The 25,858-nt window shown below is 62.4% G+C and carries 20 protein-coding genes; 3 read left to right on the top strand and 17 right to left on the bottom strand.

Going from position 1 to position 25,858, the window contains the following annotated elements; genetic code table 11:
* Positions 1 to 69 precede the first annotated feature (69 nt).
* From hemN to rfbB, 12 genes are all read right to left on the bottom strand, one after another.
* A complete protein-coding gene (hemN, locus tag H6866_04155) occupies positions 70 to 1,440 on the bottom strand; it encodes an oxygen-independent coproporphyrinogen III oxidase (GenBank protein ID USO08412.1) in 1,371 nt (456 codons plus the stop codon).
* Positions 1,441 to 1,514: 74 nt separating this feature from the next.
* A complete protein-coding gene (locus H6866_04150; protein ID USO08411.1) occupies positions 1,515 to 2,036 on the bottom strand; it encodes a CHAP domain-containing protein in 522 nt (173 codons plus the stop codon).
* A 44-nt stretch (positions 2,037 to 2,080) separates the two neighbouring features.
* Positions 2,081 to 2,314, bottom strand: coding sequence for a hypothetical protein (locus H6866_04145; protein ID USO08410.1), 234 nt, complete (start codon positions 2,312 to 2,314; stop codon positions 2,081 to 2,083).
* Between the two features lie 102 nt (positions 2,315 to 2,416).
* The gene (locus tag H6866_04140) at positions 2,417 to 3,664 is read right to left on the bottom strand and encodes a hypothetical protein (protein ID USO08409.1); all 1,248 of its coding nucleotides are present in this window, start codon (positions 3,662 to 3,664) and stop codon (positions 2,417 to 2,419) included.
* A gap of 9 nt (positions 3,665 to 3,673) precedes the next feature.
* Positions 3,674 to 4,624 (bottom strand): hypothetical protein, encoded by a 951-nt coding sequence (locus H6866_04135; protein ID USO08408.1) that lies wholly within the window; start codon positions 4,622 to 4,624, stop codon positions 3,674 to 3,676.
* Positions 4,621 to 5,676, bottom strand: coding sequence for an FkbM family methyltransferase (locus tag H6866_04130; protein USO08407.1), 1,056 nt, complete (start codon positions 5,674 to 5,676; stop codon positions 4,621 to 4,623). The genes H6866_04135 and H6866_04130 overlap by 4 nt, the downstream gene beginning before the upstream one ends.
* Positions 5,658 to 6,788 carry a Gfo/Idh/MocA family oxidoreductase gene (locus H6866_04125; protein USO08406.1) on the bottom strand — a complete coding sequence of 377 codons (1,131 nt, stop codon included), beginning with the start codon at positions 6,786 to 6,788 and terminating at the stop codon, positions 5,658 to 5,660. The genes H6866_04130 and H6866_04125 overlap by 19 nt, the downstream gene beginning before the upstream one ends.
* Positions 6,785 to 7,951, bottom strand: a complete 1,167-nt coding sequence (locus H6866_04120; GenBank protein USO08405.1) for a carbamoyl-phosphate synthase small subunit — start codon at positions 7,949 to 7,951, stop codon at positions 6,785 to 6,787. Before H6866_04120 ends, H6866_04125 begins: the two co-directional genes overlap by 4 nt.
* Positions 7,948 to 9,474 (bottom strand): DegT/DnrJ/EryC1/StrS family aminotransferase, encoded by a 1,527-nt coding sequence (locus H6866_04115; protein USO08404.1) that lies wholly within the window; start codon positions 9,472 to 9,474, stop codon positions 7,948 to 7,950. Before H6866_04115 ends, H6866_04120 begins: the two co-directional genes overlap by 4 nt.
* A complete protein-coding gene (locus H6866_04110; protein ID USO08403.1) occupies positions 9,461 to 11,380 on the bottom strand; it encodes a hypothetical protein in 1,920 nt (639 codons plus the stop codon). Before H6866_04110 ends, H6866_04115 begins: the two co-directional genes overlap by 14 nt.
* On the bottom strand, positions 11,367 to 12,152 hold the full coding sequence (rfbA, locus tag H6866_04105) for a glucose-1-phosphate thymidylyltransferase RfbA (protein ID USO08402.1): 786 nt from the start codon (positions 12,150 to 12,152) through the stop codon (positions 11,367 to 11,369). Before rfbA ends, H6866_04110 begins: the two co-directional genes overlap by 14 nt.
* A gap of 16 nt (positions 12,153 to 12,168) precedes the next feature.
* Entirely contained in the window at positions 12,169 to 13,212 is a 1,044-nt protein-coding gene (gene rfbB, locus H6866_04100) for a dTDP-glucose 4,6-dehydratase (protein ID USO08401.1), read from the bottom strand.
* Between the two features lie 117 nt (positions 13,213 to 13,329).
* Between rfbB and pncB the strand changes: the two genes are divergently transcribed.
* On the top strand, positions 13,330 to 14,853 hold the full coding sequence (gene pncB, locus H6866_04095) for a nicotinate phosphoribosyltransferase (GenBank protein USO08584.1): 1,524 nt from the start codon (positions 13,330 to 13,332) through the stop codon (positions 14,851 to 14,853).
* 95 nt (positions 14,854 to 14,948) lie between these two features.
* Here the strand turns inward: pncB and H6866_04090 are convergent, their stop codons facing one another.
* Complete coding sequence (locus H6866_04090; GenBank protein USO08400.1) at positions 14,949 to 15,929, bottom strand: zinc ABC transporter substrate-binding protein; 981 nt, start codon at positions 15,927 to 15,929, stop codon at positions 14,949 to 14,951.
* A gap of 345 nt (positions 15,930 to 16,274) precedes the next feature.
* On the opposite strand from H6866_04090, the gene H6866_04085 reads away from it, so the two are divergent.
* Both H6866_04085 and H6866_04080 read left to right on the top strand, forming a co-directional pair.
* The gene (locus tag H6866_04085) at positions 16,275 to 17,084 is read left to right on the top strand and encodes an ABC transporter ATP-binding protein (GenBank protein ID USO08399.1); all 810 of its coding nucleotides are present in this window, start codon (positions 16,275 to 16,277) and stop codon (positions 17,082 to 17,084) included.
* Positions 17,074 to 17,949 carry a metal ABC transporter permease gene (locus H6866_04080; protein ID USO08398.1) on the top strand — a complete coding sequence of 292 codons (876 nt, stop codon included), beginning with the start codon at positions 17,074 to 17,076 and terminating at the stop codon, positions 17,947 to 17,949. The genes H6866_04085 and H6866_04080 overlap by 11 nt, the downstream gene beginning before the upstream one ends.
* Here H6866_04080 and topA read toward each other — a convergent pair.
* The 4 genes from topA to H6866_04060 all read right to left on the bottom strand — a co-directional run bounded on the left by topA (position 17,946) and on the right by H6866_04060 (position 25,830).
* Positions 17,946 to 20,588, bottom strand: coding sequence for a type I DNA topoisomerase (gene topA, locus H6866_04075; GenBank protein USO08397.1), 2,643 nt, complete (start codon positions 20,586 to 20,588; stop codon positions 17,946 to 17,948). The genes H6866_04080 and topA overlap by 4 nt on opposite strands.
* A 12-nt stretch (positions 20,589 to 20,600) precedes the next feature.
* Complete coding sequence (dprA, locus tag H6866_04070) at positions 20,601 to 21,743, bottom strand: DNA-protecting protein DprA (GenBank protein ID USO08396.1); 1,143 nt, start codon at positions 21,741 to 21,743, stop codon at positions 20,601 to 20,603.
* Positions 21,727 to 22,371 (bottom strand): glycerol-3-phosphate 1-O-acyltransferase PlsY, encoded by a 645-nt coding sequence (plsY, locus tag H6866_04065; GenBank protein ID USO08395.1) that lies wholly within the window; start codon positions 22,369 to 22,371, stop codon positions 21,727 to 21,729. The genes dprA and plsY overlap by 17 nt, the downstream gene beginning before the upstream one ends.
* Before the next feature lie 210 nt (positions 22,372 to 22,581).
* The gene (locus tag H6866_04060) at positions 22,582 to 25,830 is read right to left on the bottom strand and encodes a hypothetical protein (protein ID USO08394.1); all 3,249 of its coding nucleotides are present in this window, start codon (positions 25,828 to 25,830) and stop codon (positions 22,582 to 22,584) included.
* Between the last annotated feature and the right edge of the window lie 28 nt (positions 25,831 to 25,858).

The following is a 25,858-nucleotide window of genomic DNA, read 5'->3' as shown; positions in this document are numbered from 1 at the left end:
CCGTGTTTTCGGGAATTGATCAAGATCAAATTTGCGTGATTACAGGCGTTTACGTGCTGCAACAAGGGGCTAGACGGCCCTGGAATGGCGCGGCTTCAGGGATTCGGCGGAGGGAGCAGCATAGGCGTCGAAGGCTTGGGCTGCGATGCGTGCAATCTGTGGCGCGGCGGGATTGATGCGCAGGCCGCGGCCGTCAAAATCGACCAGATGATCGGCGATCAGCGGCGCAAGTTTCGCGACGTTATCGTCGAAATGACGAGTGGGTAGATCATTGCGCTGGGCCATGGCGTGCAGATCGACGAAAAAGTCGCACATCAAGCGCATGATGATTTCGCCGCGCACGACATCGTCCGGAGTTTTGGCCAGTCCCCGCGCGACCGGTAGAAGGCCGGATTCCACCGCATCGGCGTAGGCGCGCTGGTCGGTCAGATTCTGGGCGTATCCCTGCGGGAAGGCGGAAATCGCCGAAGCGCCGAGGCCGAGCAACGCTTGGGCGCTGTCGGTCGTATAACCCTGAAAATTGCGGTTGAGGCGGCCTTCCTTCCATGCCGCGTGCATGGCATCGCCGGGGCGTACGAAATGATCGATCCCGATCGCGCGGTAGCCCGCCTGCACCAGTATGGATTTTCCGGCTTCGAACAGGTCGTAGCGTAAACCGGCATCGGGAAGGTTCTGTTCGCCGATTACGCCCATGTGTTTTTTCATCCATGGCACGTGGGCATAGCCGAAAAAGGCAACGCGTTCGGGCGAAAGAGCGGCCACGCGTTCGAGCGTGCGGGTGATGCTGGCGACGGTCTGGAAGGGCAGGCCGTACATGATGTCCATGTTGACGCTTTTGATGCCGGCCTCACGCGCCCATTTAATCGCGTTTTCGGTCAGTTCGTAAGGCTGCTCGCGGTTGACGGCCGCCAGAACCTCGGGTTCAAAATCCTGCGTGCCAAGGCTCAGCCGTGTGACGCCCGCGCGGACATAGGTGTCGATGCGTCCGCGGGTCAGTTGGCGCGGGTCGGCCTCGATCGCGATCTCGGCGTCCGGCGCGAGCGTGAAGGCCGTGCGCAGCCGGTCCATCAAGGCGGTGAAATCGGCATCGGCCATCATCGTGGGCGATCCGCCGCCAAAATGGATCTGGGTGACGATGACGCCCTTGTCGACCAGCGCGGCGGCGGTATCGATTTCGCGCCTTAGAATTTGAAGATAGGCCGACACGCGGTCGTAATCGTTGGCGATGCTGGTATTGCAGCCGCAGTAATAGCACAGCTTGGCGCAGAACGGGATGTGGAGGTAAAGCGACAGGTTTTGCCCGGGCGCAAGGGCGCGCAACCAGTCAGAAACCGTTTCGCGCGGGAATTCCGCCTTGAATATGGGCGCGGGCGGATAGCTGGTATAGCGGGGTGCCATACCGTCATATTTCAGCACCCGTGCCTTCCAGGAACCACTCATGCCTTTTTATCTAACCGTACGTGCCGATTGCGGCCTTGATTTCGGTCAACCTATCGGACAAGCCTGCGGGCAAGTCAATATGTGATAGGCGTGCCGCGCGGGTTGTAGATAAATCCGTACGCGGCGTACTGGAACCCGAAGACGCTTTTTTCGTCGTTCCAGAAACGCACGCTGGTCCAGTCATTGGCGGGGGATACGTCCTGTGCTCGCATTGCCGTATAGACAATGCGGCGGTTAAATGGGTTGTCGCCCCAATTGGTATGTGTGACCAGAATGTCGCGCGGCGAAAGAACGCCGGTAACCACTGCCAGATGTCCGTGGGTAAGGCGCTGGGTTTTGGCAAGGACCAGCACCGCGCCGGATGCTGGGTGGTTGCCGCGCGCGTAGCGGCCCGCCGCCTGACCCCACCATGTCCATGCGTCGCCGCGGATCGGGATGCCCGAAACGTCACGCGCATAGGGCACGCATTGCTGGTGCTGCAATTGGGTGTAGCCGCTTGCATTGGTGTGGGAAAAGCCGGTGAGGGTCGAGCAGGCGCCGAGGGCAAGCGTGAAACCCAGAGCGAGCAGCAGCCGGAAGGGGGCGGATGCAATCATGTCGAAAATTATACCGTATTTGTGCGCGGCGCGCGCCGGGAAAATCAGCGGATTTTGATGTGCGTCGGTGGTGTTTCGTCGCCTGCCGCAGGGGCGATCACACCAAGGCGGCGATAAATATCGTCGTCGTTGCGCGCCAGATTTTCGGCCTGCCGTTCCGTGCGATAGTGGACATAGGTATCGCGCAGCGTCGATACGGCAAAGTGCGCGACAATGACGACGCAGAAAAACAAGGAGGTTCTTAAAAAGCGGCGCAACTGGCGGTCACTGTCAAACATGGGTCGTCACGTCAGGTATGGAGGACATTTACCCTTCCGTTCTAACCCCGTCGCCGTAAAAAAACGGTTAAGTAAATTTTTATGGAATATAATTTGCGCGTATCAGCCGCGCACCATGATGCGCCGCCCGTTCGCATCGCGCGCGAATTTCGTATGGACGTAGAAATAACGGTGCAGGCCCGCATCCATGCAGCGGCCGCAGAACCCGTTGCCGTCGCGCGTGCGCAGGATTTCGTCGAAAGGCATGTCAAGGTAGCTGTTCGCAACCACCGGCTCCATCATGTTCGAGCAATGCGCGACCGAGGTATCCCAGCGCACCGTCGGGAAGGCGCGGATCACGGGGCAGTATTTGTCGCGGTTGCTGTAGGCGTGGGCCAACTGGTCCTCGATCGAATAGCAAAGGTTTTTGCTGGCTTCCAGCATGACATCGGGGATCGGCTCGTCATGCAGGACCTTGCGCAGCACGCGTTCGGGAAAAATCTGGGCAAGGATGGGATAAATCTGGAAGTCCAGTTCGCGGGCGATGGATTCGACCACGTCGTAATCCTCATCCATGTTGTTCTTATAGCCGTGATAGGTGATGCGCACCTGTGTTTCGTGGCCGTAGCGGTCAAGCAGTTCGCGCAGGCGGTACAGATTATCGCGGTAGACGTCCCATGTGCCGCCGGTGCGGCCAAGCGCGAAATTCTCGCCAATGCCGGCGCAGGGCGTGACGATCACATCGGGCGCGGCGGCGATCGTATCCTCAAGCCGGGTGACGTTGATCAGGTTGGTCGAAATTTCTGACGCCACGCCATAGCGTGCGGTAATGCGCAGGATTTCCGGCAGGTCGGGGTTGAGCAGCGGTTCTCCCCATAAATACAAATAGATGGAATTCATGAACGGAATTTCCGTCGAAAGTTTGGCCATCACCTTTGCAAAGGTTTCGGCGGACATCAGGCCGCCCTTCTGGTTCGCGCCGGGCAGGCCCATGTTGCAGGTGCGGCAGCGCAGGTTGCATAGACCCGCGATTTCCACCGTCGGCATGTAATCGCACAGATCGGTGAACATCATAAAGCCCGCGCCGCGTTCCAGACCGAAGGCCTTGCAGCGGTCCATCGCCTCTTTACGGATGCCGACATGCTTGGTCGCGATCAGGATAAAAACGTTTTTGTCGCCGCGCGCGAAAAATTCATCCGGGTGGATCACCGGCAGACCGTGTTTGTGGCCAAAAGGACGGGAATCGATGAAGCCGCCGACATCCAACCCCAGATGGCGCAGGCGGCGCATGAACCCGATGCCCTCCAGATTGACGGCATAGACGAAGGCCGTGCGGCCTTGGGTCAGGTTTAAAAATTCCTCGCGCTCCATCGCGTGTCCTTATAAATCGATGTCGTGCCGCATGCGCAGCACGTCAAGATCAAGGCGATGTAGCCCCTGATCCTGACAGCGTGCGCAGTGGCTTGCTTCATGACGATTTTGCAAGATTCGTGCCCATGGTGTTTCCAGATAATTTTCGGCTACCACCGGGCCGTCATACAGGTGACAGAGCACCACCGCCCCGTCGGTGCGGATGACCGGAAATACGCGCTGGGACAGGCAGGGCAGGCGGTGATCCGATCGCGCCAGTTGCAGGGCTTTTTCGACATTCCATGGCAGGTTTTGCAGCGCCGCGCGTACGGGGGCGGCGATGGTTTCGCCTTGCGCGTATTCCAGCATGTAATCGTATGGCATCAGGTAAGGCTCTTGCCCCGGCGGTTCGGCGAGAGGCGCGATACGTTCGGCGATGGATTTGATCGCGGCGTAATCGGGGTGGGTTTCCGGATCGCCGAACAGGGACAGGCCGATGCGCGTCAGCAGCGGGATTTCCGCCGCCAGTTTTTCGACGATGCGCGTGAAGGTCGCAACGTCCATGAAAGCAGGGGCGTGGTCGCGCGCGATCGGGTGAAACGGGGCGGGCGTGTTCCGCGCGGCGATTTCGACAATCGCGTGCGGACGCGCGATATCCAGATGTGTAAGCACGTCGCGTCCACGTTCAAGGTCATATCGGGCAGAAATATCAAGCGCCGCGCGGCGATAGGACGCGGCCGCAACGATCACGAACGGTTTTTCCGGTAATGCCTGCGCCGGGGCGCATAGTGGCAAATCCAGAAACGTGCCGCAGGCGCGGTCATGCAGGAAGGTAGAAACAGGGATGCCGGATTTCGTCAGGCTGGTGTGTACATCCCGGGCCAACGGACCTGTGCCCCAGATCGCAACGCGCCGTCCATCGATACGGCGGCGCAGGGTTTCCGGCGCGAGCCCCTGCAACGTGACCAAGGGAAGAGTCATCGCGGCATGAAATACATCACGGTTTCGTTCCAGCCTTGCGTGTAATGGCGCAAGGTCAGGTCGTAATCGTCACGGATCGCCAGCACGCGGGCGGGTACGTCCCATAGATCGCCCGCAGCGTGATAGACGCACACGGCAAGGGCCGGGTGATGGTCGCGGATCAGGCGGGCCGCGCCCGCCAGCGCATCCGGTTCGGCCCCCTCAAGGTCGAGTTTGATGAAATCGACGCGGGTCGGGATTTCGTCGTCCATACGCGCTACGCGCACCGCGATGTCGCCGTCTGCGGTCAGTTTCGACGACAGGCCGGCGGTCGATTCAAACGCCATGGTATCTGCGCGCGCGCCCAGCGCGCAGGGATGGAAATGCGTATCGCGCATGCCGGCCAATGTCGCGCGTGCCGTATCCATCGACGCGGGGCCTGGCTCAAAAAGATGTACTGCGCCGTAATGCGGGTAGTCGGTACAGAAGGTCCGGGTGTTTTCGCCGTGATAAGCGCCGCCGTCGACGAAAACCGGCGCGTCGGAAAGTCGCAGGTCGACGTCGAAATATTGTTCAGCCTCGCGCATCGTGTGCGTGGCCATGAATTTTTTGTCGCCGGTCAGGCGAAAACGCATGACGTCGTAAAGCACCTTTTTCCCCGCGTCGTCCAGACGCTCGTAAACGGGGTCCAGCGGGCGCGCGGCCACGGCCGCGCGGACAGCCGCCACGGGCGGCAAAGGCGGCAGGCGCAGCGCCGCGTAATCGACCACGCTGGGCAATTGCGCCAGGCGATCAAGCGTCACGGGATAGCGGTGCAACGCGGTATTGATAACGATAGCGTCACGCGGCAGGGCATCGCCGTGAAATACGGGCAGGCCGTTCCAGTGCGTGCCGGGGGCGGCGAAATCATCGATGACGCCGACGCAGGACAGGTGCGCGCGCGCGGCATCGCTGTTGGGCGTGCGGCCGAACAGATACACAGGCCTATCTTTTTCGAATTCGGCAGGCGCTTCGGCCAGCCAGTCGTTAAAGTCGCGGGCGATGTCCTGCGGGGTCATGTCACGTCCATCCATTCGCCCCTGCTTGCTGCCTGTGTCATCGCTTCGAGAAAGCGCATGCCCTCGTCGGCGGGGCCTATGCCGACGACATAGGGCGCGGGCGCAGGATTGCCAGCTTTATGCGCGTGGATCGCGTCAGCCAGATCGGCGTAGCAATTGGCAAAAGCCTCGATAAATCCGGCCGGATGTCCGGTCTTGAAGCGGGTATAGCGCGGCTGGCTTGCGATTTGCGAATCCGGGTGGCCGCGATCAAGCGTCCATCGGCGGCCGTGCCGGTCGGCGAATCCCAGCGTTTCCGGCTCGAGCTGGAACCATTCCGCCGTGCCCTCGCTGCCGCATACGCGCAGGCGCAGGCCGTTGCGTTGGCCCAGCGCTGCCTTGGTCAGCCACATGTTCACATGCAGGCCGCCTTCATATTTCGCGATCGCGCTGAGCGTGTCGACAATGCCGGGAAAATTGCCGAAGGTCGCGGCCGTGGCGGCGACGGATTCAGGCGCGCGCCCGGTCAGGAAGTTCACGAACATATGCAGATGCGCGCCGAGGTCGAGCGTGACCGTGGAAATCGTATAATCGCGGCGGCGCCAGTCCTGCGGCGTCATCGGCGTATCGTCGGGGCGCAGGCGCAAAAAGCCTTCCTGCGGCATTTCGGCCATGATCTGGCGAATTTCACCCAGTTGCCCGCTTTCGATCACCGATTTGAGTTCGCGGATCATCGGATAGGCAAGGTAGTTGTAGGTAACGCCCAAAAACCCGCCGGTGCGTTCAAGCGCCGCGCGCACGCGTGCGGATTCGGCCGCCGATGTGGCCAGCGGTTTTTCGCAGATCACGGGCAAGCCCGCATCAAGCGCGGCGATAATCTGGTCGGCGTGCTGGTCGGGCGGAGTCAGGATGGCGAGCGCATCCAGATTGCCGGCCTCGGCCTTCAGCAGCGCGTCAAGGTCCGAATAAAGACGGGCGGGGTCGATCGCATAGGCGTCGGCGGTGTGGCGGTTGACGTCCGCATGGCGGCTGAAGCAGCCGGCCACAAGGTCGAAGCGCAAATCCATGCGGCAGGCGATTTCATGCACATGGCCGATTGCGGAATTGACGCCGCCGCCAAGAAAGCCGAGTTTGAGGCCGGGTGTCATCGGGTCAGTCCTTCCGGGTTTTCAAGCGTCACATGATCGGCGAATTTTGGCGCGAATTCCAGCATCCTTGTTCGGTCCGGAAATTCCACGAAAAACAGGCCAAGCTTGCCGTGCGGCGCTGGGTCGATGCGCGCGCCGCTTACGGCCAGCGGCACATAGCGCAGGTTATGCGTGCCGGGCAGATCCAGCCTGATTTCGCACGCAGTGACGGGTTTCGCGAAGGTGATCGTGTGGCGCCCGATGCAGCGTTCGGGCGCGGGCGCGGCTTGGGGCTGGCGCGCGCCGATAAAGGGGGCGATGTAACGCGCAGCGTAATCGCAACCCGTGGATTGGGCGATCATCTCGCCATACAGATCGCCGGGGCAGCGGCGCATGGATTCGATGATCCGCATTTCGTGCCCGTTCCACATAAATTGCGTGTGCAGCAGCCCGTTGGCGAGTTTTAGCGCGGCGGCAAGGCGCGTCATTTCGCGGCGCATGGTTTCACGCGGCGCATCGGGCAGCCCGGACGGGCAGTTGGAGCAATTCACCGCATAGGGATAAACCGTGCAATACTCGTCGGCGAAGACGTCCCACAGAATCGTGCCGTTTTCAAGAAACGCGGAATGGCTGTGCAGCGAGCCGGTAAAAAATTCCTCGATCAGCGCGTTACCCGTGCGCGACGCGGCACGCGCGATTTCAAGCGCGACAGGCAGGCAGGCGGGGTCGTCGATGCGCGTCATGCCGCGCCCGGTCGAGGAATCGACCGGCTTGACCAGATAAGGCGGGCTTAATCCCGCCGGGTCGTCGCCCGCAACGGCACGCGGCACCGGAAATCCGTGGGCGAGCATCAAGGCGCGGTAGCGGCTTTTTTCATGGATGGTGCGCGCAATTTCGGGTGTATCGAGTCCGGAAATGTTCAGAATGGCGGCGACGTCGGCGGCGGCAAGATAGGATTCGTCGTTGCAGCCGGGCACCAGCGCGTCGGCGGCGTGTTCGCGCGCGGTGGCCAGAAGCGCATCGGGGTCGGCGTAATCAATATGCGCCGAAGCATCGGCGTATAGATGGCACGGGTCGTCCGGACGGTTGCCCGCGACCACGACGCGCCAGCCCGCACGGCGCAGCGCGGCCAGAATGGGCAGGGCGCTGAATCCGCTTCCGGCCAGAAGGGCGGTTTTGGTCATCGCGCACCGTCCAGGAAATCCTTGACCGTTTGCGCCACGCGGCGGATTTCTTCGGGGGTGTGCCACGGCGTAAGCGGCAGGGAAACAAGCCGCGCGGCCGTATCCTCGGCAATCGGGAAATTTTGCCCCGCGCATAAGGCGGCATAGGCCTTTTGTTTGTGTATCGGCACCGGGTAATGAATCAAGGCGGTGATCCCATGTGCGGCCAGATGCGCGATCAGCGCATCGCGTTTTGCGGCGGCAACCAGTACCGGCATCAGGTGCCAGACGCTTTCGACCCCGTCGGGCAACGCGGGCAGAACGATGTCGTCGCGTCCGGCCAGCAGTTCGCTGTAAACGGCGGCGTGTTGCGCGCGGATTGCATTCTGCGCGTCCAGATTTTTCAAGCGCGCGGCCAGTACGGCGGCGTGAACCGGGTCAAGGCGCGAATTGCGGCCCGCGACGTCGTGGATGTATTTGCGTGCAGACCCGTAATTGCCAAGCGCGCGAACCCGTGCGGCGAGCGCGGAATCGTTGGTCGCCACTGCGCCGGCGTCGCCCAGCGCGCCCAGATTTTTGGTGGGGTAAAAGCTGAAACCCGCGGCGTCGCCCAGTGTCCCGGTGCGACGGCCGCCATAGCGCGCGCCCTGCGCCTGGGCCGCGTCCTCGATCACCTTGATATCGCGCGGTTTCGCGATTTGCACGATCGCGTCCATGTCACAGGGAATGCCGTACAGATGCACCGGAATGACCGCGCGGGTGCGCGGGGTGATCGCGCGGGCGAAGGCATCGGGGTCAAGGCCGTATGTGCCGGGTCGCGCATCGGCCAGAACGGGTGTCGCGCCGACCATGGTCGCGGCCAGCGCCGAGGCGATGAAGGAATTGGCGGGGACGATCACCTCGTCCCCCGGACCGATGCCGTATGCCGCAAGAATCAAGGCCAGCGCGTCAAGACCGTTGCCGCAGCCGATTACGTGGTCGGCACCGCAATAAGTGGCGAAGGCGGATTCAAATTCGGTCAGCACATCGCCGCCGATCAGCACACCGGAATCGAGCACCCGCGCGAAGGTGGATTGCAGCATCACGCGTTCGGCCTCAAGCGCGCGGCGCATCGGATAGAATTCGATTTCCCCGGTCGCGCGCTCTTTCAGCCATGCGGCGAATTCGGCGCGTTCGCGCATGTAATCGGATTCGTCGTAAGGGTCGGAACAAAACACCATCACCCGCGCATCCGGCGTGAAATCGTGCAGCACGGCCCACCAGCCGGGCGGGACCAGAAGGCCGGAACCGGACGCTTCCAGACGATGGGTCCGTGGTTCGTCCATGCGATCGAGCGTGACGCTGAACGCGCCTTCAAGGCAGACCATGAACTGGGTCAACGCCCTGTGCGCGTGGTGACCACGGGTCAGGGCCGGGTCGCCATTGCCGGAAAACCAGAAAACGCGCCGGATGTCGAAACCCGCAACGTCCTGCGCCTCCAGCACGCGCATGTCACCACGTTCGTCGCCGCGCGAAAGGATAGCGATGCGTTCAGGCTGTTGCATTGAGCGCCTCCGCCAGCAGGGATTCGATGACGCGGCGGGTCTTACGCGTGTCGGTCAGGTCGGCGTACAGGGCGCGACCCGCGCCGCCCACGGTTTTGCGCCAGCGCGCGTCCGCGATCAGGCGGTCGAGGGTCGCGGCGTATTCATTTTTATCGCGGCAAGCCAGAAGCGCGCGTTCGCCGCCCGGCAGGTCGAAAGCGGCATCGAGCGCGGGATCGTCGAGATGGCAGCCATCGTCGCGTTCGGAAAGGATGTGGAAGAAAAAACTCAATCGCACGGTGTCGTCATTGGTATGGTCGCCCATGTAAAACAGCATCGGGGTTTCAGCCTCCAGCGCGTTGAACAGGGTCACGCCCGAACGACCGGGCCAGCAATCTAGGTAAATGTCGAAGACGCGGGCGTAAAGCGCGGTATCGACCCAGCCAATGAAATGAGCGCGTGCGTCGTGTCCGCGCGCGCGGAACGTGCCACGGATAGCGGGCAGATCCTCGCGCCCCGTATACAGATAATGCGCGGTCGGATTGCGGTCGAGCGCATCGCACACGGTGTTTAAAAAATCGGGCTGGTTGAGTTTGTCCTCGCGCGCGAGCGTGCCCATCAGCACCGCATCGGGGCCAAAGCGTGCGCGGATATCGGCGATTGTCTTTTCGTCCGGCGCGGGTGCGGGGTCGAAGGTCACGGGCACGAGTTTCCAGGGCTTGCCCTGAAATTCAAAAACGTCACCGGGGCCGTTAAACGACATCCAGTAGTCATCCGCAGCGGTCAGGGCCCTGTTCATCGTTTTCATCGACCAATAGACCTGTTTTGGTGCAAGCCCCATGCCAAAGGCGTAGCTCATGCCCATCGGCTGGCACAGCCAGATCGCCGTGTCGACGCCGTCGGCGATCATGCGTTCGCGCAGTTGCGTGTAGCGCGCGAGCATCGACCAGTCCTCGCCGCGATAGGTGTCGGCCATGAATACGCAATCGACGCCGATTTCAGCCATGCGCGCGGTCATGGTTTCGTCGCGGCGGGTCAAGGCGTAAACGCATATATCATAAGCGCGCGGTATAGGAAGGACAGAAAGCGTCCGATGCAGCAAGGCGATATGCGCAAGCCACGAGGCGGCATGGATAAAAATGCCGATGCGTTTGCGGGGATGCGGTACGGATGCATGGATAGGGGCGGGTTCGCCCAATGCGATGGGGGCGGGTTCGCCCAATGCGGCGCGGCGGCGCTTTCCGGCCGCCAGCATTTGCGGTTCCCAGCTTGCGAGGGTGGAAACGAAATGTTCGACCAGTTCGCTGCGCCGCAGCCAGCCGCCATACAGATCGTTTTCGACGACGAGCGCGAGGTCGTCATAGCCGCGTTCCAGCCCTTGCAGCATCCATGGTATGGATACGGCATCAAGCACGATGCGCAGCCAGACCATATCGGCGCTGGTACCCATGCCGAGCGCCCACTGGATGCGCGCGATTTTCCAGACGGCGATATTTTCCGCCGTTTGCAGGCGCGGCGCGTGGGCGCGCACGATCTGTGCGAGGGTCGCAGCATCAAGACCCGCGAACCAGTCATGCCGCGCGAGGCGATGATAGATGTCAACGGGGACGAGTTTTTGCAGGTCGGGGTCGCACAGCGCATCAATCAGGTATGTCAGCGCGGCATTGCGTCCGCCGTTTGCGCCTTCAAGCGCCGCGGCCAGCAGCATCAGGCGCGTGGCAAGGGCGCGGTCGCCGATCGCGCGCACGACGCCATCAAGATCGGCGCGCCATTTCACGATCAGGGCGTCGTTCGCCAGATGCGTGCCGTCGAACACCAGCGCGCGGGCATGGGTATGGATCGCGTCCTCCCGCGACAGCAGAGCCGCAAGATCGCCGGCGCTTTCGCGCAAACAGGCACGCAGGGATTCGGCGTCAGACCCAGCCATTGAGCCGCGCCACTTCGTTCGGATCGCAGACGCGCAGGCCTTGCCGATCCTCGATCGTGCGGACGTAGTCGGAAGCGGCCAGCAGATTTTCCGGCGTGCCCATGTCCATCCAGCAATAACCGCGTGTCAGGCGTTCGAGGTTCAGTTTTCCTGCGTCGAGATAGGCGCGGTTGAGGTCGGTTATCTCCAGTTCGCCGCGTGGGGAAGGGCGCAGTGCGCGCGCGCGTTCGATTGCGTCCGGTTCATAAACGTACAGGCCGGTCAACGCCCAGTGGGATTGCGGATTTTTTGGTTTTTCCTCGATCGAAAGGGGCTTGCCCGCCGCGTCGAAGGCGACGACGCCATAGGCTTCCGGGTTGCGGACGTGATGCGCGAAGACGGTCGCGCCGCGGTTGTTTTCGCAGGCGTGGCGCAGCCTTTCGCCAAGGCCGGCGCCGAAAAAGATGTTGTCGCCCAGTATCAGGACGAAACGTTCGCCGTCGATGAAATCGGCGCCGATGGTCACGGCTTCGGCAATGCCTTTCGGTTCGCTTTGCGCGGCATAGGCGATGCGCAGGCCCCATTCCGCGCCGGTGGCAAGCAGGCGCTCAAAGGCAGGCCGGTCCTCCGGCTTGGTGATGATCAGGATGTCGCGGATACCCGCGAGCATCAGCGTCGCCAGCGGGTAATAAATCATCGGCTTGTTATAGACGGGCAGCAGGTGTTTCGAGACCGCGCGGGTAACAGGGTGAAGGCGTGTGCCGTGCCCGCCCGCCAGAATAATGCCTTTCATGCCGCGAACCCCCTTTTCAGCCGCCGGCGCGTTGGCCGATGCGCGCGGAATGATACCCTTTTTCCCGCGCTTCTTCCACCCAGGCGGGGTTGTTTATGTACCATGCGACGGTATCGCGCAGCGCTGGTCCGAACTCATGGCGCGGACGCCAGCCGGTCGCATACAGGCGCGCGGGATCAAGGGCATAGCGGCGGTCGTGGCCCGGGCGGTCCTCGACATGGCGGATCAAATCCGCATACGGCCCGGTGGTACGCGGGGCCAGCGCGTCGAGATGCGCGCAGATGGCGGTCACCACGTCGATGTTGCGCATTGGTGCCTGCGCGCCGATCAGCACGGTCTGGTCCGGGTCCATGCCCAGTACGTGCAAAAGCGCGTCGGCATGATCGGCGGCGTGGATCCAGTCGCGGATCTGGTCGCCCGCGCCATAGATTGGCAGGGTTTCGCCCGCAAGGGCGCGCAGGATCATGTGCGGAATCAGTTTCTCCGGATATTGGCAGGAGCCGAAATTATTGCCGCACTGGGTGACGATCACCGGCAATCCCCATGTTCGCGCCCAGGCGCGGGCCAGATGGTCCGATGCGGCCTTGGACGCGGCATAGGGCGAGGAGGGGTTGTATGCCGCGCCCTCGCGCACCGGCGGGGCGGAATCGGCAAGCGGGCCGTAGACTTCGTCTGTCGAGACGTGGATCAGGCGAAAATGCGCGGGCGCGCCCGCCTGTTTCCAATACGCCAGCGTGGCCTCAAGCACGCAAAGCGTGCCCGCGACGTTCGTATGAATGAAGGGCGCGGGCGCGTCGATCGAACGATCGACATGGGTTTCGGCGGCGACGTGGATCACCGCGTCGGGCCGGAACGCGGTTAGGGTTTCGGTCAGTTTTTCAGCGTCGGTAACGTCGGCGCGGATCAGACGGTAGGCAGAGGTATTGATATCCGCAAGGGTCAGCGGGTTTGCGGCGTAGGTCAGCGCATCGTAATTGAGTACGCTATGGCCGCACGAAAGTGCCGCGCGGACCAGATGCGATCCGATGAAACCCGCGCCGCCGGTGATCAGGATGTTCATGCCTGTTTGTTCTAGCATTTGGGGGGTTTGCCAACAAGCCTTGGAAATCCACGCTTTGCGGTGCATTGTGCGCCTGTATAATGCGTTTTTTTAAGGATTATGCGCGCCATGACCGAAATGCCATTTGCGGAAATTACCCCCGCGCTGGAATACCCTCATTACCGCGAGGGGTTGATCGCGCCGGGCGCGAGCGCGCTGTGGGCCGATTATTATGCGTTGACCATGGCGCAGGCGCTGTTCGCCGATGGGCGGCATATGGCGCAGGCGGTGTTCCACGGCTATGTCCGTTCGGCGCCGTTCGGCGGCAGTTACGTCGTCACCGGCGGGCAGGAAGTGGTGTTCGCATGGCTGGAAGACCATTGGCGATTCCTGCCAGAGGATATCGCGCTTTTGCGTTCCGAAACCGCCGGCGGCGCGCGCGTGTTCAGCGATGCGTTTGTCGATTTTCTAGCTGCGGCGAAGCTGGAGCTGAGCATCGACGCGATGCCAGAGGGAGAAATCGCGTTCGCGGAAGAACCGATCATCCGGGTCAGCGGACCTTTATGGCAGTGTTTGATGGTGGAGGCCGCGATTTTGAACCTGATCGGGTCGCAATCGCTGTTCGCCACGCTGGCCTCGCATCTTGTGCATCTGGCGGGGGATGCGCCGGTTCTGGATTTCGGCCTCAGGCGCGGGCAGGCGGCGGGCGGGCTTGAAGCCGCGCGCGGCGCGTGGCTGGGCGGGGTCGCGGGCACGTCTAACGTGCTGGCGCGCAAGATGTACGGCATTCCCGCGGTGGGGACGATGGGCCACGCCTTTGTTATGGCGTATGAAAGCGAGATCGCGGCGTTCGCCGCCTATGCGCGGGCGATGCCGCAGGGCAGCGTGTTTCTGGTCGATACCTATAACACGCCCGAAGGGGTAAGGCGCGCGGTTGCGGCCGCGCGTGAAAGCGGAATCGACCTTAAGGGCGTGCGGCTCGATTCCGGCGATACGCAATATCTGGCGCGGGTGACGCGCGGCATTCTGGATGCGGCGGGATACCGGGACGCAAAAATCATTGCTTCGGACGGGTTGAATTACAAAACCATCACGGCGCTGCGCGCGGGCAAGGCGCCGGTCGACGTGTATGCGATCGGCGCATATCTTAATACCGCGCCGGACCAGCCAACCTTGAACGCGGTCTATAAAATGGCGGAGATCGACGGGCGTCCCGTCATCAAGTTGTCGGAAGTGCCGGGCAAGATCACGATACCCGGCGCGCTTGACGTCATCCGATATCTTGCGCCCGACGGCGCGCGGATGCGTTTTGACGGCGACACCATCGTGCCGCTTAGCGGCGGGTTCGATATTTCCGGCGGCGCGCTGGCGGCCACGCTGTCGTCGATCGACCGCGCGGACGAAACGAATGCCCGCGTCTTTGCGGCGGGAACGCCCGCCTATCGCCCGGTGGCGCCGGTGTTCGATCAAGGACGGCGCGTGGCGGCAGCCGAGTGCGTGCATCACGGCCGTGCGCGGGCGGCGGCGCGGCTGGATATGCTGGAGGACAGCCACAAGGGCATGCCCGCGCGTTATTCGTACCGTGTGGGGGTAGAGGAAGGGCTGCACGATCTGCGCCACCGGATGATCCGCGATGCGCGGCGGCAGGCGCGCGGTTCGTAACTCTGGTCTTTGGTCAGTGGCGGTGCGTCCCCGCGCAGGCGGTGCGCATAAATGTGTCTTATCCGCTCGGTCGCAGGAATTTTCGGATACCGGTCTTATTCATCGGCTATTTCCGGGGCGATGCTGGTATTGTTCGCACGGGCGGCGGCATCGGCCTGTTGTTTTTCGTCGGCTTCCCGCATCGTCGCGACCATTTTGGTCACGTTATAACGCATCATGCGCAGATAATCCGGCGCGGGGCCGTCGGGTGGCGAAAGCGCATCGGCATAGAGCGGTTTGCCGACCTGCGCGTCTGTATCCCTTGCAATACGTTCGATCAGCCGCGGGTCGGACATGTTTTCAAGAAACACGGTGGTGACGTGATTATCGCGGACCTGCCGGTCGAGTTTCGCGAGGTCGGCGGCCGAAGGTTCGGTTTCCGTGCTCAATCCCTGTGGCGCCAGCATTTGCACGCCATAGGCGCGCGAGAAATAACCGAAAGCGTCGTGGCTGGTGATGACCAGACGGCGGGCGGGCGGGATGTCGTCGATCTGGCTACGAATCCATTTATCGGTATCGTCGATTTTTTTATCGTAATCTTCGGCGCGCTTTCTGATCGCATCCGCTTCGTCCGGGAGCGCCGCGGCCAACGCATCGGCGATGTTGCGCACATACACATGCGCGTTGGTCATATCCTGCCACGCATGCGGATCGATGGCGGTCTTTTTGCCGTCTTTCATCAAGCGCGGCGCGATGCCAGCGCTGGCGGTGACGATGTGGTTATGGGTTTCGCCCTGTGATTTCAGGCGGGTAAGCCAGCCTTCCAGTCCCAGACCGTTAATGAACACCAGCCGGGCCGCTGCGATCGTGCGCATATCGTCCGGCGTGGGGTCGAAGGCATGGGGGTCGGCATCCGGACCGATCAGGTTTGTGACCGAAACGTCGTTACCACCAATGTTTTTGAGCATGTCGGCCAGAATTGAAAAGCTGGCAACGACGCGGACTGGTCCCGCCGCGCGGGCGGAACCGGGTGCGAAAACGGCAACGCAGAGGGCGAAACAAAACAGGGCGAAAGTCGCAAAAGGGCGCAATAGCATGGTGCTGGCCTTTTCTTCGTGTCCGGATCGGGTGACGCTATGTTTATAACCTAGGGTCAGATCCATTAATGTCATGATATTGCGTGACATGACAAGGATGGATGCGACGGAAAGGACCAAAGCTGTGGGCGGCCCTACGGCCAAGGTTTTTTTAAGCCGCCGGGACGCGGTTTGGCTTCGCGCGCAATCCATAAGATTAATGGGTCCTGACCCTAACACTTGTCAACCGCGCGTGGGTGCGCATAGTGTCGCGGTCATGTTTTACCTGAACCGAATGCAACGCTTTGGCATCGCCGTCCTGATCTCGGCGCTGGTATGGGCTTTGGCCGCGTGGGCGATCTTCGCATGAGCGCGGCGATCACGCTTGAGGACGTTGGCGTCCGGTACGGATCGCAGGTCGCGATCCATGATGTGCACGCGATTTTCGAGACGGGGTCGTTGACCGCGTTGGCCGGGCCGAACGGGTCGGGGAAAAGCACGCTGCTTAAGGTCATCGCCGGAATCGTGCGGCCGCAAAGGGGGCGCATGGTCGTTGACCCGGCGCTACGCGGGCAGATCGCCTATCTGCCGCAAGGCGCGGGTCTTGCGCGCGATTTTCCGATCACGGTGCTTGAGGCGGTGTGTGCCGGGTTCTGGCGACAGACCGGCGAGGGCGGCGCGCTTACGCTTGCGATGCGCGCGCAGGCGCAGGAAGCGCTTGAACGCGTGGGACTTGGCGGGTTCGGGGGGCGGCAGATCGGTGCGCTGTCGGGCGGTCAGTTCCAGCGCGTATTGTTTGCGCGCACCATCGTGGAGGATGCGCGCGTCATCCTGCTGGATGAGCCGTTCGCCGCCGTCGATCAGGATACGACCGCGCGGCTGATCGCCATCATCATGGACTGGCACGCGCAGGGGCGCACGGTGATCTGCGTGTTGCACGACCTGATGCTGATCCGCAAATATTTTCCCGATTCCGTCGTGCTGGCCGGACGCTGCATCGGGCGCGGGCATACGCATGACCTGTTCCGGCAGAAGCTTTTGTCCTTCGACCTCGATATGGCCGAACTGCATACCGCGGGTGAGGAGATTCCGGTGTCCGAACACGCGGACGGCGCGGAATGTCCGTGCGGGCACGATCACGGGGAAGCGGATAAAGGGGGGCGGAATGGGCATTAACGACATTTTGATCGCGCCATTCGCCGATTACGCCTTCATGCGCCGGGCGCTGGTGGCATGCTTGATCCTTTCGATCAGCGGCGCGCCGGTGGGGATGTTCCTTAACCTGCGGCGCATGACGCTGGCAGGCGACGCGATGAGCCACGCGATTTTGCCAGGCGTCGCCGTCGCGTTCGCGCTTTGGGGAATTGCCGTCTGGCCGATGACGGCGGCGGCGCTGGCGGTGGGCATATTCGTCGCGGCACTGGCCGGTGTTTTGACGCGGGTCACGCAATTGCGCGAAGATTCGAGCGTCGCGCTTGTCTATCTTTTATCTTTGGCCGCCGGGATGGCGATCATCTCGCGGGCGGGCAGCGGAGTGGACCTTCTGCATATCCTGTTCGGCAATATTCTGGCGATCGACGAATCCGCGCTGGTGCTAGTGGCCGGAACGGCAACGCTGACCTGGGTGGCGCTGGGGCAGATTTATCGCGGGCTGGTCATCGAATGCATGGACCCGGAATTCTTGCAGGCCGCGGCAGGCGGTCGGCGCGGCTGGACCGGCCCGGTGTTTTTCATGCTGATCGTCGGCAATCTGGTCGCCGCGTTTCAGGCGTTGGGCACGCTGATGGCGTTGGGGCTTATCCTTTTACCCGCTATCGCCGCGCCTTTCTGGGTGCGCTCGCTGGGCCGGATGATGGCCGTGGCCTGCGGCATCGCGGCGGCCGGGTCGTATCTGGGCTTGCTGGCGTCGTACCATCTGGGGCTTCCGGCCGGCCCGGGGGTTGTGCTGGCGACCGGCATTTTGTGCGTCGCATCGGTCGTCTTCGGCGCGCATGGCAGTCTTTTGCGGGCCTATGCCGAAGGGCGCCGAGCCGTGCTTTAGGCCGATTTGGCCTTTGTGGTTTTAGAAGCGGTTTTGGGTTTGGAAGTTTTGGCCTTGGCCGGGGTTTTCTTCGCCGCGGCTTTCACCTTTTTGGCCTTGCCCTTGGATGTGGCGCCCGCCTTTTTGTCGATCAGGGCGATCGCGGCGTCGAGCGTCAGGTCCTTTGGATCGGTGTCGCGCGTCAGGGTGGCGTTGACCTTGCCCATTCTGACATAGGGTCCGTAGCGTCCGGCGTAGAGTTCGATCATTTCCTTGGTCGCCGGGTGTTCGCCGACATCGCGCAGTTTGCCCGCTCCCGCGCCGCGTTTGCCGCGCTGGGGCGCCTGTGCCAGCAATTCGACCGCGCGGTTGATGCCGACGCTTAAGACGTCGTCGTCCTTGGGCAGGGATTTGAATGTGTCGCCGTGCTTGAGGTACGGGCCGAAGCGGCCGATACCGGCAAGGATCTTTTCGCCGGATTCCGGATGCGTGCCGACAAGTCGCGGCAGGGAGAGCAGGCTCATCGCGACGTCGAGGGTTACGTCGTCGGGTGCGAGGTTTTTGGGCAGGCCCTGACGTTTCGGTTTTTCCTTGCCTTCGGCTTCACCCAGTTGGACGTAAACGCCGTAAGGGCCGCGGCGCAGCGTGACTTGCTTGCCGGTGGTGACGTCGACGCCCAGTTCCTTCGGACCGGCTTCCAGCCCGGTCAGGCCTTCGCCGTCGGTGACGACCAGCGGGGTGGTGTAACTGCATTTGGGTTCGGACTGGTAATTCGAGCAGCCGATGAACGCGCCCGATTTGCCAAGGCGCAGGCCAAGGCGACCGTTGCCGCAGGCCGGGCACAGGCGCGGGTTTTTGCCATCGTGGCGGTCGGGGAAGAAGTGCGGCCCCAGTTCCTCGTCCAGCGCGTCGATTACCTGCGTGATCGTCAGGTCCTTCGTGTCGTCAACCGCTTTCGAGAAATCGGTCCAGAAATCGCGCAGGGCGTGTTTCCATGCAACATGGCCATCGGAGATGGCGTCGAGCTCCTCCTCCAGCGCGGCGGTGAATTTGTAATCGACGTAGCGCGCGAAATATTTGGTCAGGAAGGTGGTGACGATGCGCCCGCGGTCTTCCGGGATAAAGCGTTTTTGTTCAAGGCGGACATAGTTGCGGTCCTGCAGCACCTGAAGGATGGACGCATAAGTCGACGGGCGGCCGATGCCTTCTTCTTCCAGTTTTTTGACCAGGCTGGCTTCGGTATAACGCGGCGGTGCTTGGGTGAAATGCTGTTCCGGCTTGACGTCGAGGGTGGACAGGCGTTCGTCCGGCCGCAGTGCGGGCAGGCGGCGGTTTTCGTCATCCTCCTCGGCGCCGTCGTCGCGCGATTCCTCGTAAAGTTTCAAAAATCCGTCGAAGGCGACGACCGATCCGGTCGCGCGCAGCACCACGTCGTCCGTGCCGTCGGAGATATCGACCGAGGTCTGGTCGAGCAGCGCGCTTTCCATCTGGCAGGCCATCGCGCGCTTCCAGATCAGGTCGTAAAGTTTCGCCTCGGCCGCGCCCAGATGCTTCGCGACCTGTTCGGGGGTGCGGCGGGCGTTGGTGGGGCGGATCGCCTCGTGCGCTTCCTGTGCGTTCTTGGCCTTTGATTTATAGACGCGCGGGGCCTCGGGCACGTAGCGGTCGCCATAGGTATCGCGCACGACCGCGCGCAATTGGGAAATCGCCTCGCCCGACAGGGTGGTGCCGTCGGTCCGCATATAGGTGATCAGGCCCACGGTTTCGCCGCCGATCTCGATGCCTTCGTACAGGCGCTGGGCGGTGCGCATGGTTTCGGAGGCAGACATGCCGAGCTTGCGGCTGGCTTCCTGCTGCAGGGTCGAGGTGATGAACGGCGGGTAGGGATGGCGTTTGACCTGCTTCGCCTCGATCGCCGCGACCTTAAGGGATTTTCCGGCGATGCGGGTGGTCGCGGCGCGCGCGTCGTGTTCGTTCGCAAGGTCGAATTTGCCCAGCTTGTTGCCCGCAAGATGCGTCAGGCGGGCGGTGAACGGCACGCCTTCGCCGGTCTTGAGGCGGGCTAGGATGGTCCAGTATTCCTGCGCGGTGAATTTTTCGATTTCGGACTCGCGTTCGCACACAAGGCGCAGGGCGACCGACTGGACGCGGCCTGCGGAGCGCGAACCCGGCAGTTTGCGCCAGAGCACGGGGGAAATCGTGAAGCCGACCAGATAATCGAGCGCGCGGCGGGCCAAATACGCCTCGACCAGGTTGCGGTCGACATCGCGCGGGCGGGCGAAGGCGTCGACGATCGCGGTCTTGGTGATTTCGTTGAAGGCAACGCGCTTGACGTCGATGCCCTTGAGGGTCTTGCCGTCGTTGAGCAGTTCCTCAAGATGCCATGAAATCGCCTCCCCCTCGCGGTCGGGGTCGGTCGCCAGATACAGGCGGCTTGCGCCCTTGAGCGCCTTTTTGATTTCTCCGACCGGCTTGCCCGCGCGTTCACCCAGTTCCCAGCGCATGGTAAAATCGTCATCCGGCAGAACCGAGCCGTCCTTGGCCGGCAGGTCGCGGACATGGCCATAGGACGCAAGGACCGTATAGTCCTTGCCCAGGTATTTGTTGATCGTCTTTGCCTTGGCGGGCGATTCGACGACGACGACGGAATGTCCACTCATGGTCATGGGGATTTATAGCAGCGTGCCCGATTTGTCCACCGCATACTCTATATACGGCATGGATACGCGGTTTTGAGGGTGCCGGGTCAGCCGACCCGCGAGTTCGAGTTCCAGCAATACGGTCTGCACCACCGAAGCCGGGATCGCGGTTTCGCGGATCAGGTCGTCGACCGGCACCGGCAGGGTGCCGAGCAGGGATAAAACATGTTCGCGCGCGGATTCAAGGATCGCGGCATCCGGTTCGCCCGCGCCGAAGTCCGCGAGTGCGGAGGCCGGTTCGCGCACGATGCGCGTTTCCCGCAACCGGGCGAGAGAGTCGAGAATATCGGCCGCGCCGGTCACCAGCATCGCACCGTCGCGGATCAACGAATTCGGCCCGCCCGCGCGCGGATCAAGCGGATGGCCGGGTACGGCATAAACCTCGCGCCCCTGATCGGCGGCGCAATGCGCGGTGATCAGCGAGCCGGATTTGATCGTCGCCTCGACGACGCAGACGCCGCGGGCAAGGCCGGAAATAATGCGGTTGCGGCGCGGGAAATGCTGGGCCATCGGCTGTGTGCCCAGAGCGTTTTCCGCGACGAGTGCGCCCTGATCACAGATGCGTTCGTACAGCGTCTGATTTTCCGTGGGATAGACCACGTCGACGCCGCCCGCGACCACCGCGATGGTGCCGGTAGACAGGCTTGCGGCATGCGCCGCCGTGTCGATGCCGCGCGCGAGGCCGGAGATCACGGCAAGCCCGGCGCGGCCCAGTTCGGCGGCCAGCGTTTCGGTGAAGCGCCGACCCTGCAGCGAGGCGTTGCGCGCGCCGACAATGCCGATGCCGGTCTTTTTCACCAGATCCGTGCGGCCGAGCATGGTCAGGACGGGGGGCGCGTCCTCGATCGCGGCCAGCGGCGCGGGGTAGTCCGGATCGCCCCAGACGATCAGCGCGCCGCGGCGTTTTTCAATCGCGGCGATTTCATCCTCGGCCTTCGATGCCGGGCACAGGGAAAGCGGCTTGCCGCGCCCGCCGCGCTTTGCCAGTTCGGGCACGGCCTGTACCGCGCGGGAGCCGCTGCCGTAACGTTCAAGCAGGCGGCGGAAGGTTATGGGGCCGATCCCCTCGCTGCGCGCAAGGCGCAGGCGCGCGGTGCGTTCAGCTTGCGGGAGCATTTTTCTTCCGGCCGATTTTCGGTTCCTCGCCACGGATCAGGCGGGCGATGTTGGCGCGGTGTTTCCACCATACCAGAAGCGCGATGGTGCCTGTCAGCCAAGACCATTTCGGCGTATAAAAATACGCGGTGAAAAACGGCGCGAGCGCCATGGCCACCAGCGCGGAAAGGGACGAGATACGTGTGACCAGCGCGCTCGCAAGCCATGCGATGCAGGAAGCGAGCCCGGCAAGCGGCGCGAAGGCGAGCAGCACGCCCAGCGTGGTCGCAACGCCTTTGCCGCCCTTGAATTTCAGCCAGACCGGGTATAAATGCCCCAGCACCGCACCCAGCGCCGCGCCCATCGGCCCTTGTAAATTTCCGGGCCAAATCAGGTAGGCGGCGATCAGCACCGCCGCCGCACCCTTGCCGGAATCGAGGATCAGCGTGGCGAGTGCAAGGTCCTTCCTGCCCGTGCGTAGCACGTTGGTCGCACCGATATTGCCCGACCCGATCGCGCGCACATCGCCAAGGCCCGCAAGACGGGTCAGCAAAAGCCCATAAGGCACCGATCCCATCAAGTAACCGAAGGCGATCGCCGCCAGCGCGGTAAGGGTGAAATGCTGGGCAAGGATGTCGTGCAATGTCATCGGGGGCCAGGGTCAGGACTCATTAATGTCATGAGATTGCGTGACATGGAAAAGGGACGGATGCAAGGAAAAGGGACGAAGGCGGGGTGGTTCCCCCGGTAAGGCCCTTTGACGCGGCAGACGCCTTTTCCCCATGTCACCCGCAAGGATGTCACCCGCAAGGGCGCGGTCAAGGCTTGGCCCCGCAGGCGCGGTAAAACGCGTCCTTGGTTAAAGCGCGCCTTCAAACAAGATGCGACGCAATATGCCGGGGGTGAGGACCGAAAGCGGGTTGATGCTGACATTAGGGTCCGCGATCGGCCCCTTCATCGCATAGGTCGCGGCAAAAATGCCGCCGCCCTTGGCGCCGCCGGTCAGGATGTCGCCGACCAGCGGGATTGCGGAGAGCAGCGAGTTGACCTCGGACATCGGAACCACCGTGCCGTGAATGTCGGTGGTGCCCGCGCCGATGTCGACCGTTCCTTCGAAGGTCAGGCCGAGGCTCGCGCCGGAGGTGCGGCCATCCTTGAAGGAGACCGCGAAGCCGTCCGCGCCGTTGCGCAGGGTGATGTCGGCCTCGGCGCGCTGGAATTTCAGGCCGGTGTCCTGTTCAAGAATATTGAGCAGGCCGGGCAAGGAAAGCAGGTTGATCAGCTTGGCCAGAACCGGGGCGCGGGTGACGCTGAAATTCTTGAGCACCAGCTTGCCCACGACGTTGCCGCCTTTGCCCGGCATGCCTTCGGCGTGCAGCGTGCCACCGCGCACGCGCTGGCTGATGCCTAGGGCGGAAAGGCCCGCGCCCGCGTCGGCCAGATCGAAAAGCAGCCCACCGGAATCGTAACGCAGGGTCACCGGTGTGCCGGCGGCCGCGCCCGTCAGATTGATCATGCGCAGCATGCCGCCGGTATTGCCCTTGAGCGCGGCGGTGACAGAATCGAGCGATTGGTCGGCAAGATAAAGATGCGCAAGTTTCAGGTTTATATCGTAATCCATCGCGGTTTTGGCCTTTGCCGTCTTGTCGCCGCCCAAAACGCCGCCCGCGTCGAAGGCGGTGCCGCTCACCATGGCTTTGAGCGCGCCAGCGGAGGACCAGCTTGCATCGATGTCGCAATCGTTGCGGCCAAGGCGCAGGCCGTTAAGTTTGGCGCCGGCCAGCGTTGCATCGCCGTTCGCGTCGCGCCTGAATCCGATACTGCCCGATGCGATCGCCATGCCCGCGCCGTTGACGCCAAGTGTATCGATGCTTTGGATCAAGCCGTTTTGCAGCGTGCCGGTCAGTTTCAGTTTCGCGGGCTGCCCTTTTGCCTTGGTCGCGCCCAACGGATCGGTGAAGTTCAGTACGGCATCCGTCAAATCGGCACTTACGTTTAGCGCGCCCTTGCCGTCATTGGCGGTTTTCAGCGTCACGTCGGCGGGGATGATGCCTTCGATCCGGTCCTCCAGCGATCCGATGAATTTGCGGCGGATCCCACTATCGGTGTCGATTGACGCGCTGAGGTTCGAGGCGAACGAGGTGGTCGCCTTTTTGGTGAAATATTCCTGCCAGTCGATGGTGGCCGGCTGGCCGTCGAGCGTGCCCTTGCCGCTGATGTGGAAATCGCCTTGGGTCGCGTCAAGATCAAAGGACGGTCCAGCCAACGTCATGCCCTTGACCGCGCCGGGGATGACGAGATTTGTCAGTTTCGCCTTCGCTTTGACATGGACATCGTCGACGCCCATGTCGTGCAGGGTCGGAAAATCGATATCAACCGCGACCTGCGCCTGACCCTTGGCCTGAGAGGCGTCGAGCGCGACCTTTTTCTGATAGGCGATAGGTTCCTTTGAAAGATATTGAAACACAGCGCCGACGCCGCCCTTCATATCGAAATGCAGATAGGCGTGACCCTTGCCGGGGGTGACCAGATCGTCGAATTCCAGTGTGCCGCTGTTGACATGCAGGCCGCCGATATCAGCGGTGGTGATGTTCAGTTTCAGGCCCAGGCCTTCGTATATTCCAGTGCCGGTGGTGTTGCGCGCTGGCAAAAGCGGCGCGCGGTAATCGACGGTGATGCCGGTGAAATCGAAACTGCCCTTGATCGATCCGGGCATGATATGCCAGCCGGTTTCGGGTTCCAGAGGCGCTTCGGCCTGCTGGAGCGCGATCTGAAAATCGATATCGTCGGGCGGGGTGACGACGCGCGTTACGGTCAGCGGTACGCCGACGTCGATATGGGCGAAGCGGCCCTTGTTCATTCGGTCGACCAGCCACTGCCGTGCCCCGGATTCCCATATTTTCGGCCAGACCGCGGGAAGCGCATCGACCGCGAGCACGGGGATGGAGGCATTGATATTGCCTTGAAGCGTGTCCCATGCGGCATCGGCGGAAAGCGCACCTTTGAGCGCCAGCGTAATGCCCTTGATCGTGATTTCGGCGTTGTTCAGTTCCAGCGTGCGAGTTTCTGGCGCGAAGTCAGCCTGAAGGTCGAAACGTGTGAGTTTCTGGTTCTCCAATCCCTCGCCGTAGCTGTGCGGCCAGTACAGCGTGCCGTCGTCGCCGCTTAGGTGCAGGTCGAGGGAGAGCAGGTGGAAATCGTTGTCGAGGCGGATTTGGGCGTGGCCCTGCACCGGCATGTCGATCAGCGGCAAATTGGCCGCGCGCAAGATGTTGCCGATCACTGCCGCGGTCGATATCCGGTCGATGGTCGCGTTCGCGTCCAGCGTTTTGTCGCGGGCCTTGTAATTAAAATCCAGGGCAACCTTGGACCCATCGTCTGCGACGGACCCGGCGCCCGCCATGGTGGCCGCGATATGGCCGGACAGCGAGCGCCCGGCGAAGCCGTGAGTCTGATTGATCTGCATGTTCACATCGTCGAACCGGCGGACCAGGGCGTCTTTCCGATCCTCGAAAACGATGCGCATGTCGTCGAGCGTAAGGTCGTCGATGCCCGGCAGGTCGCGCACGATATTGTCGAGTTCAAGCGGTTGTGAATTATCGGGCTGGCTTTGTTCGCCGGTCAGGGTGATCGTGCCGTCAGGCAGGCGGGTGACGCGCAGCGAAAGGTCGTCGATGCGGGCATAGCCAAAGTGCAGATTGGCAAGCAGCAGGCGCCATATACTCACGCCAAGATCGGCATGGCCGATGGTCAGGTATTCGCCGTTCTGGCCGATGACATGCACGTTCTCCATCGTTACGCCCAGTGGCCGGTCGTGCCCGTGCCAGACCAGTTGCATGTCGCCGATTCGGAATTGCAGCCGGTCGGAGTGCGAGATCAGTTTTTGAACAACGGGAATGACCGGCGTGGCGTCGAGCGGGCCCTGCCGCAGCTTTAAAAACAGAATGCCCGCGCCCGCGCCGACCAGCGCGTAAAGCCCAAGCACCACGATTACGATCGTGCCCAAAATCCGCTTGCCGTGCGGTGTATGGCGAAAGGCGGCTTTTGCGGGTGTTTCCGCAGGTGTTTCCACTGCTGGCGGGGGCGGCTGGTTGACTTGGTCGATCATCGGTTCAAATAATAGTGCAAAGCAAAGG

It is taken from the genome of Rhodospirillales bacterium, from assembly GCA_023898805.1.
Lineage (GTDB): Bacteria > Pseudomonadota > Alphaproteobacteria > Micavibrionales > UBA1664 > UBA6145.
Note: the sequence above shows the minus strand (reverse complement) of the source record. Positions and strands in the feature narration are given on the sequence as shown.

What these genes read in the sequence shown, in the direction of transcription:
- hemN (USO08412.1), bottom strand. Translation starts at nt 1,440, where the DNA reads ATGAGTGGTTCCTGGAAGGCACGGGTGCTGAAATATGACGGTATGGCA.
- H6866_04150 (USO08411.1), bottom strand. Translation starts at nt 2,036, where the DNA reads ATGATTGCATCCGCCCCCTTCCGGCTGCTGCTCGCTCTGGGTTTCACG.
- H6866_04145 (USO08410.1), bottom strand. Translation starts at nt 2,314, where the DNA reads ATGTTTGACAGTGACCGCCAGTTGCGCCGCTTTTTAAGAACCTCCTTG.
- H6866_04140 (USO08409.1), bottom strand. Translation starts at nt 3,664, where the DNA reads ATGGAGCGCGAGGAATTTTTAAACCTGACCCAAGGCCGCACGGCCTTC.
- H6866_04135 (USO08408.1), bottom strand. Translation starts at nt 4,624, where the DNA reads ATGACTCTTCCCTTGGTCACGTTGCAGGGGCTCGCGCCGGAAACCCTG.
- H6866_04130 (USO08407.1), bottom strand. Translation starts at nt 5,676, where the DNA reads ATGGATGGACGTGACATGACCCCGCAGGACATCGCCCGCGACTTTAAC.
- H6866_04125 (USO08406.1), bottom strand. Translation starts at nt 6,788, where the DNA reads ATGACACCCGGCCTCAAACTCGGCTTTCTTGGCGGCGGCGTCAATTCC.
- H6866_04120 (USO08405.1), bottom strand. Translation starts at nt 7,951, where the DNA reads ATGACCAAAACCGCCCTTCTGGCCGGAAGCGGATTCAGCGCCCTGCCC.
- H6866_04115 (USO08404.1), bottom strand. Translation starts at nt 9,474, where the DNA reads ATGCAACAGCCTGAACGCATCGCTATCCTTTCGCGCGGCGACGAACGT.
- H6866_04110 (USO08403.1), bottom strand. Translation starts at nt 11,380, where the DNA reads ATGGCTGGGTCTGACGCCGAATCCCTGCGTGCCTGTTTGCGCGAAAGC.
- rfbA (USO08402.1), bottom strand. Translation starts at nt 12,152, where the DNA reads ATGAAAGGCATTATTCTGGCGGGCGGGCACGGCACACGCCTTCACCCT.
- rfbB (USO08401.1), bottom strand. Translation starts at nt 13,212, where the DNA reads ATGAACATCCTGATCACCGGCGGCGCGGGTTTCATCGGATCGCATCTG.
- pncB (USO08584.1), top strand. Translation starts at nt 13,330, where the DNA reads ATGCCATTTGCGGAAATTACCCCCGCGCTGGAATACCCTCATTACCGC.
- H6866_04090 (USO08400.1), bottom strand. Translation starts at nt 15,929, where the DNA reads ATGCTATTGCGCCCTTTTGCGACTTTCGCCCTGTTTTGTTTCGCCCTC.
- H6866_04085 (USO08399.1), top strand. Translation starts at nt 16,275, where the DNA reads ATGAGCGCGGCGATCACGCTTGAGGACGTTGGCGTCCGGTACGGATCG.
- H6866_04080 (USO08398.1), top strand. Translation starts at nt 17,074, where the DNA reads ATGGGCATTAACGACATTTTGATCGCGCCATTCGCCGATTACGCCTTC.
- topA (USO08397.1), bottom strand. Translation starts at nt 20,588, where the DNA reads ATGAGTGGACATTCCGTCGTCGTCGTCGAATCGCCCGCCAAGGCAAAG.
- dprA (USO08396.1), bottom strand. Translation starts at nt 21,743, where the DNA reads ATGCTCCCGCAAGCTGAACGCACCGCGCGCCTGCGCCTTGCGCGCAGC.
- plsY (USO08395.1), bottom strand. Translation starts at nt 22,371, where the DNA reads ATGACATTGCACGACATCCTTGCCCAGCATTTCACCCTTACCGCGCTG.
- H6866_04060 (USO08394.1), bottom strand. Translation starts at nt 25,830, where the DNA reads ATGATCGACCAAGTCAACCAGCCGCCCCCGCCAGCAGTGGAAACACCT.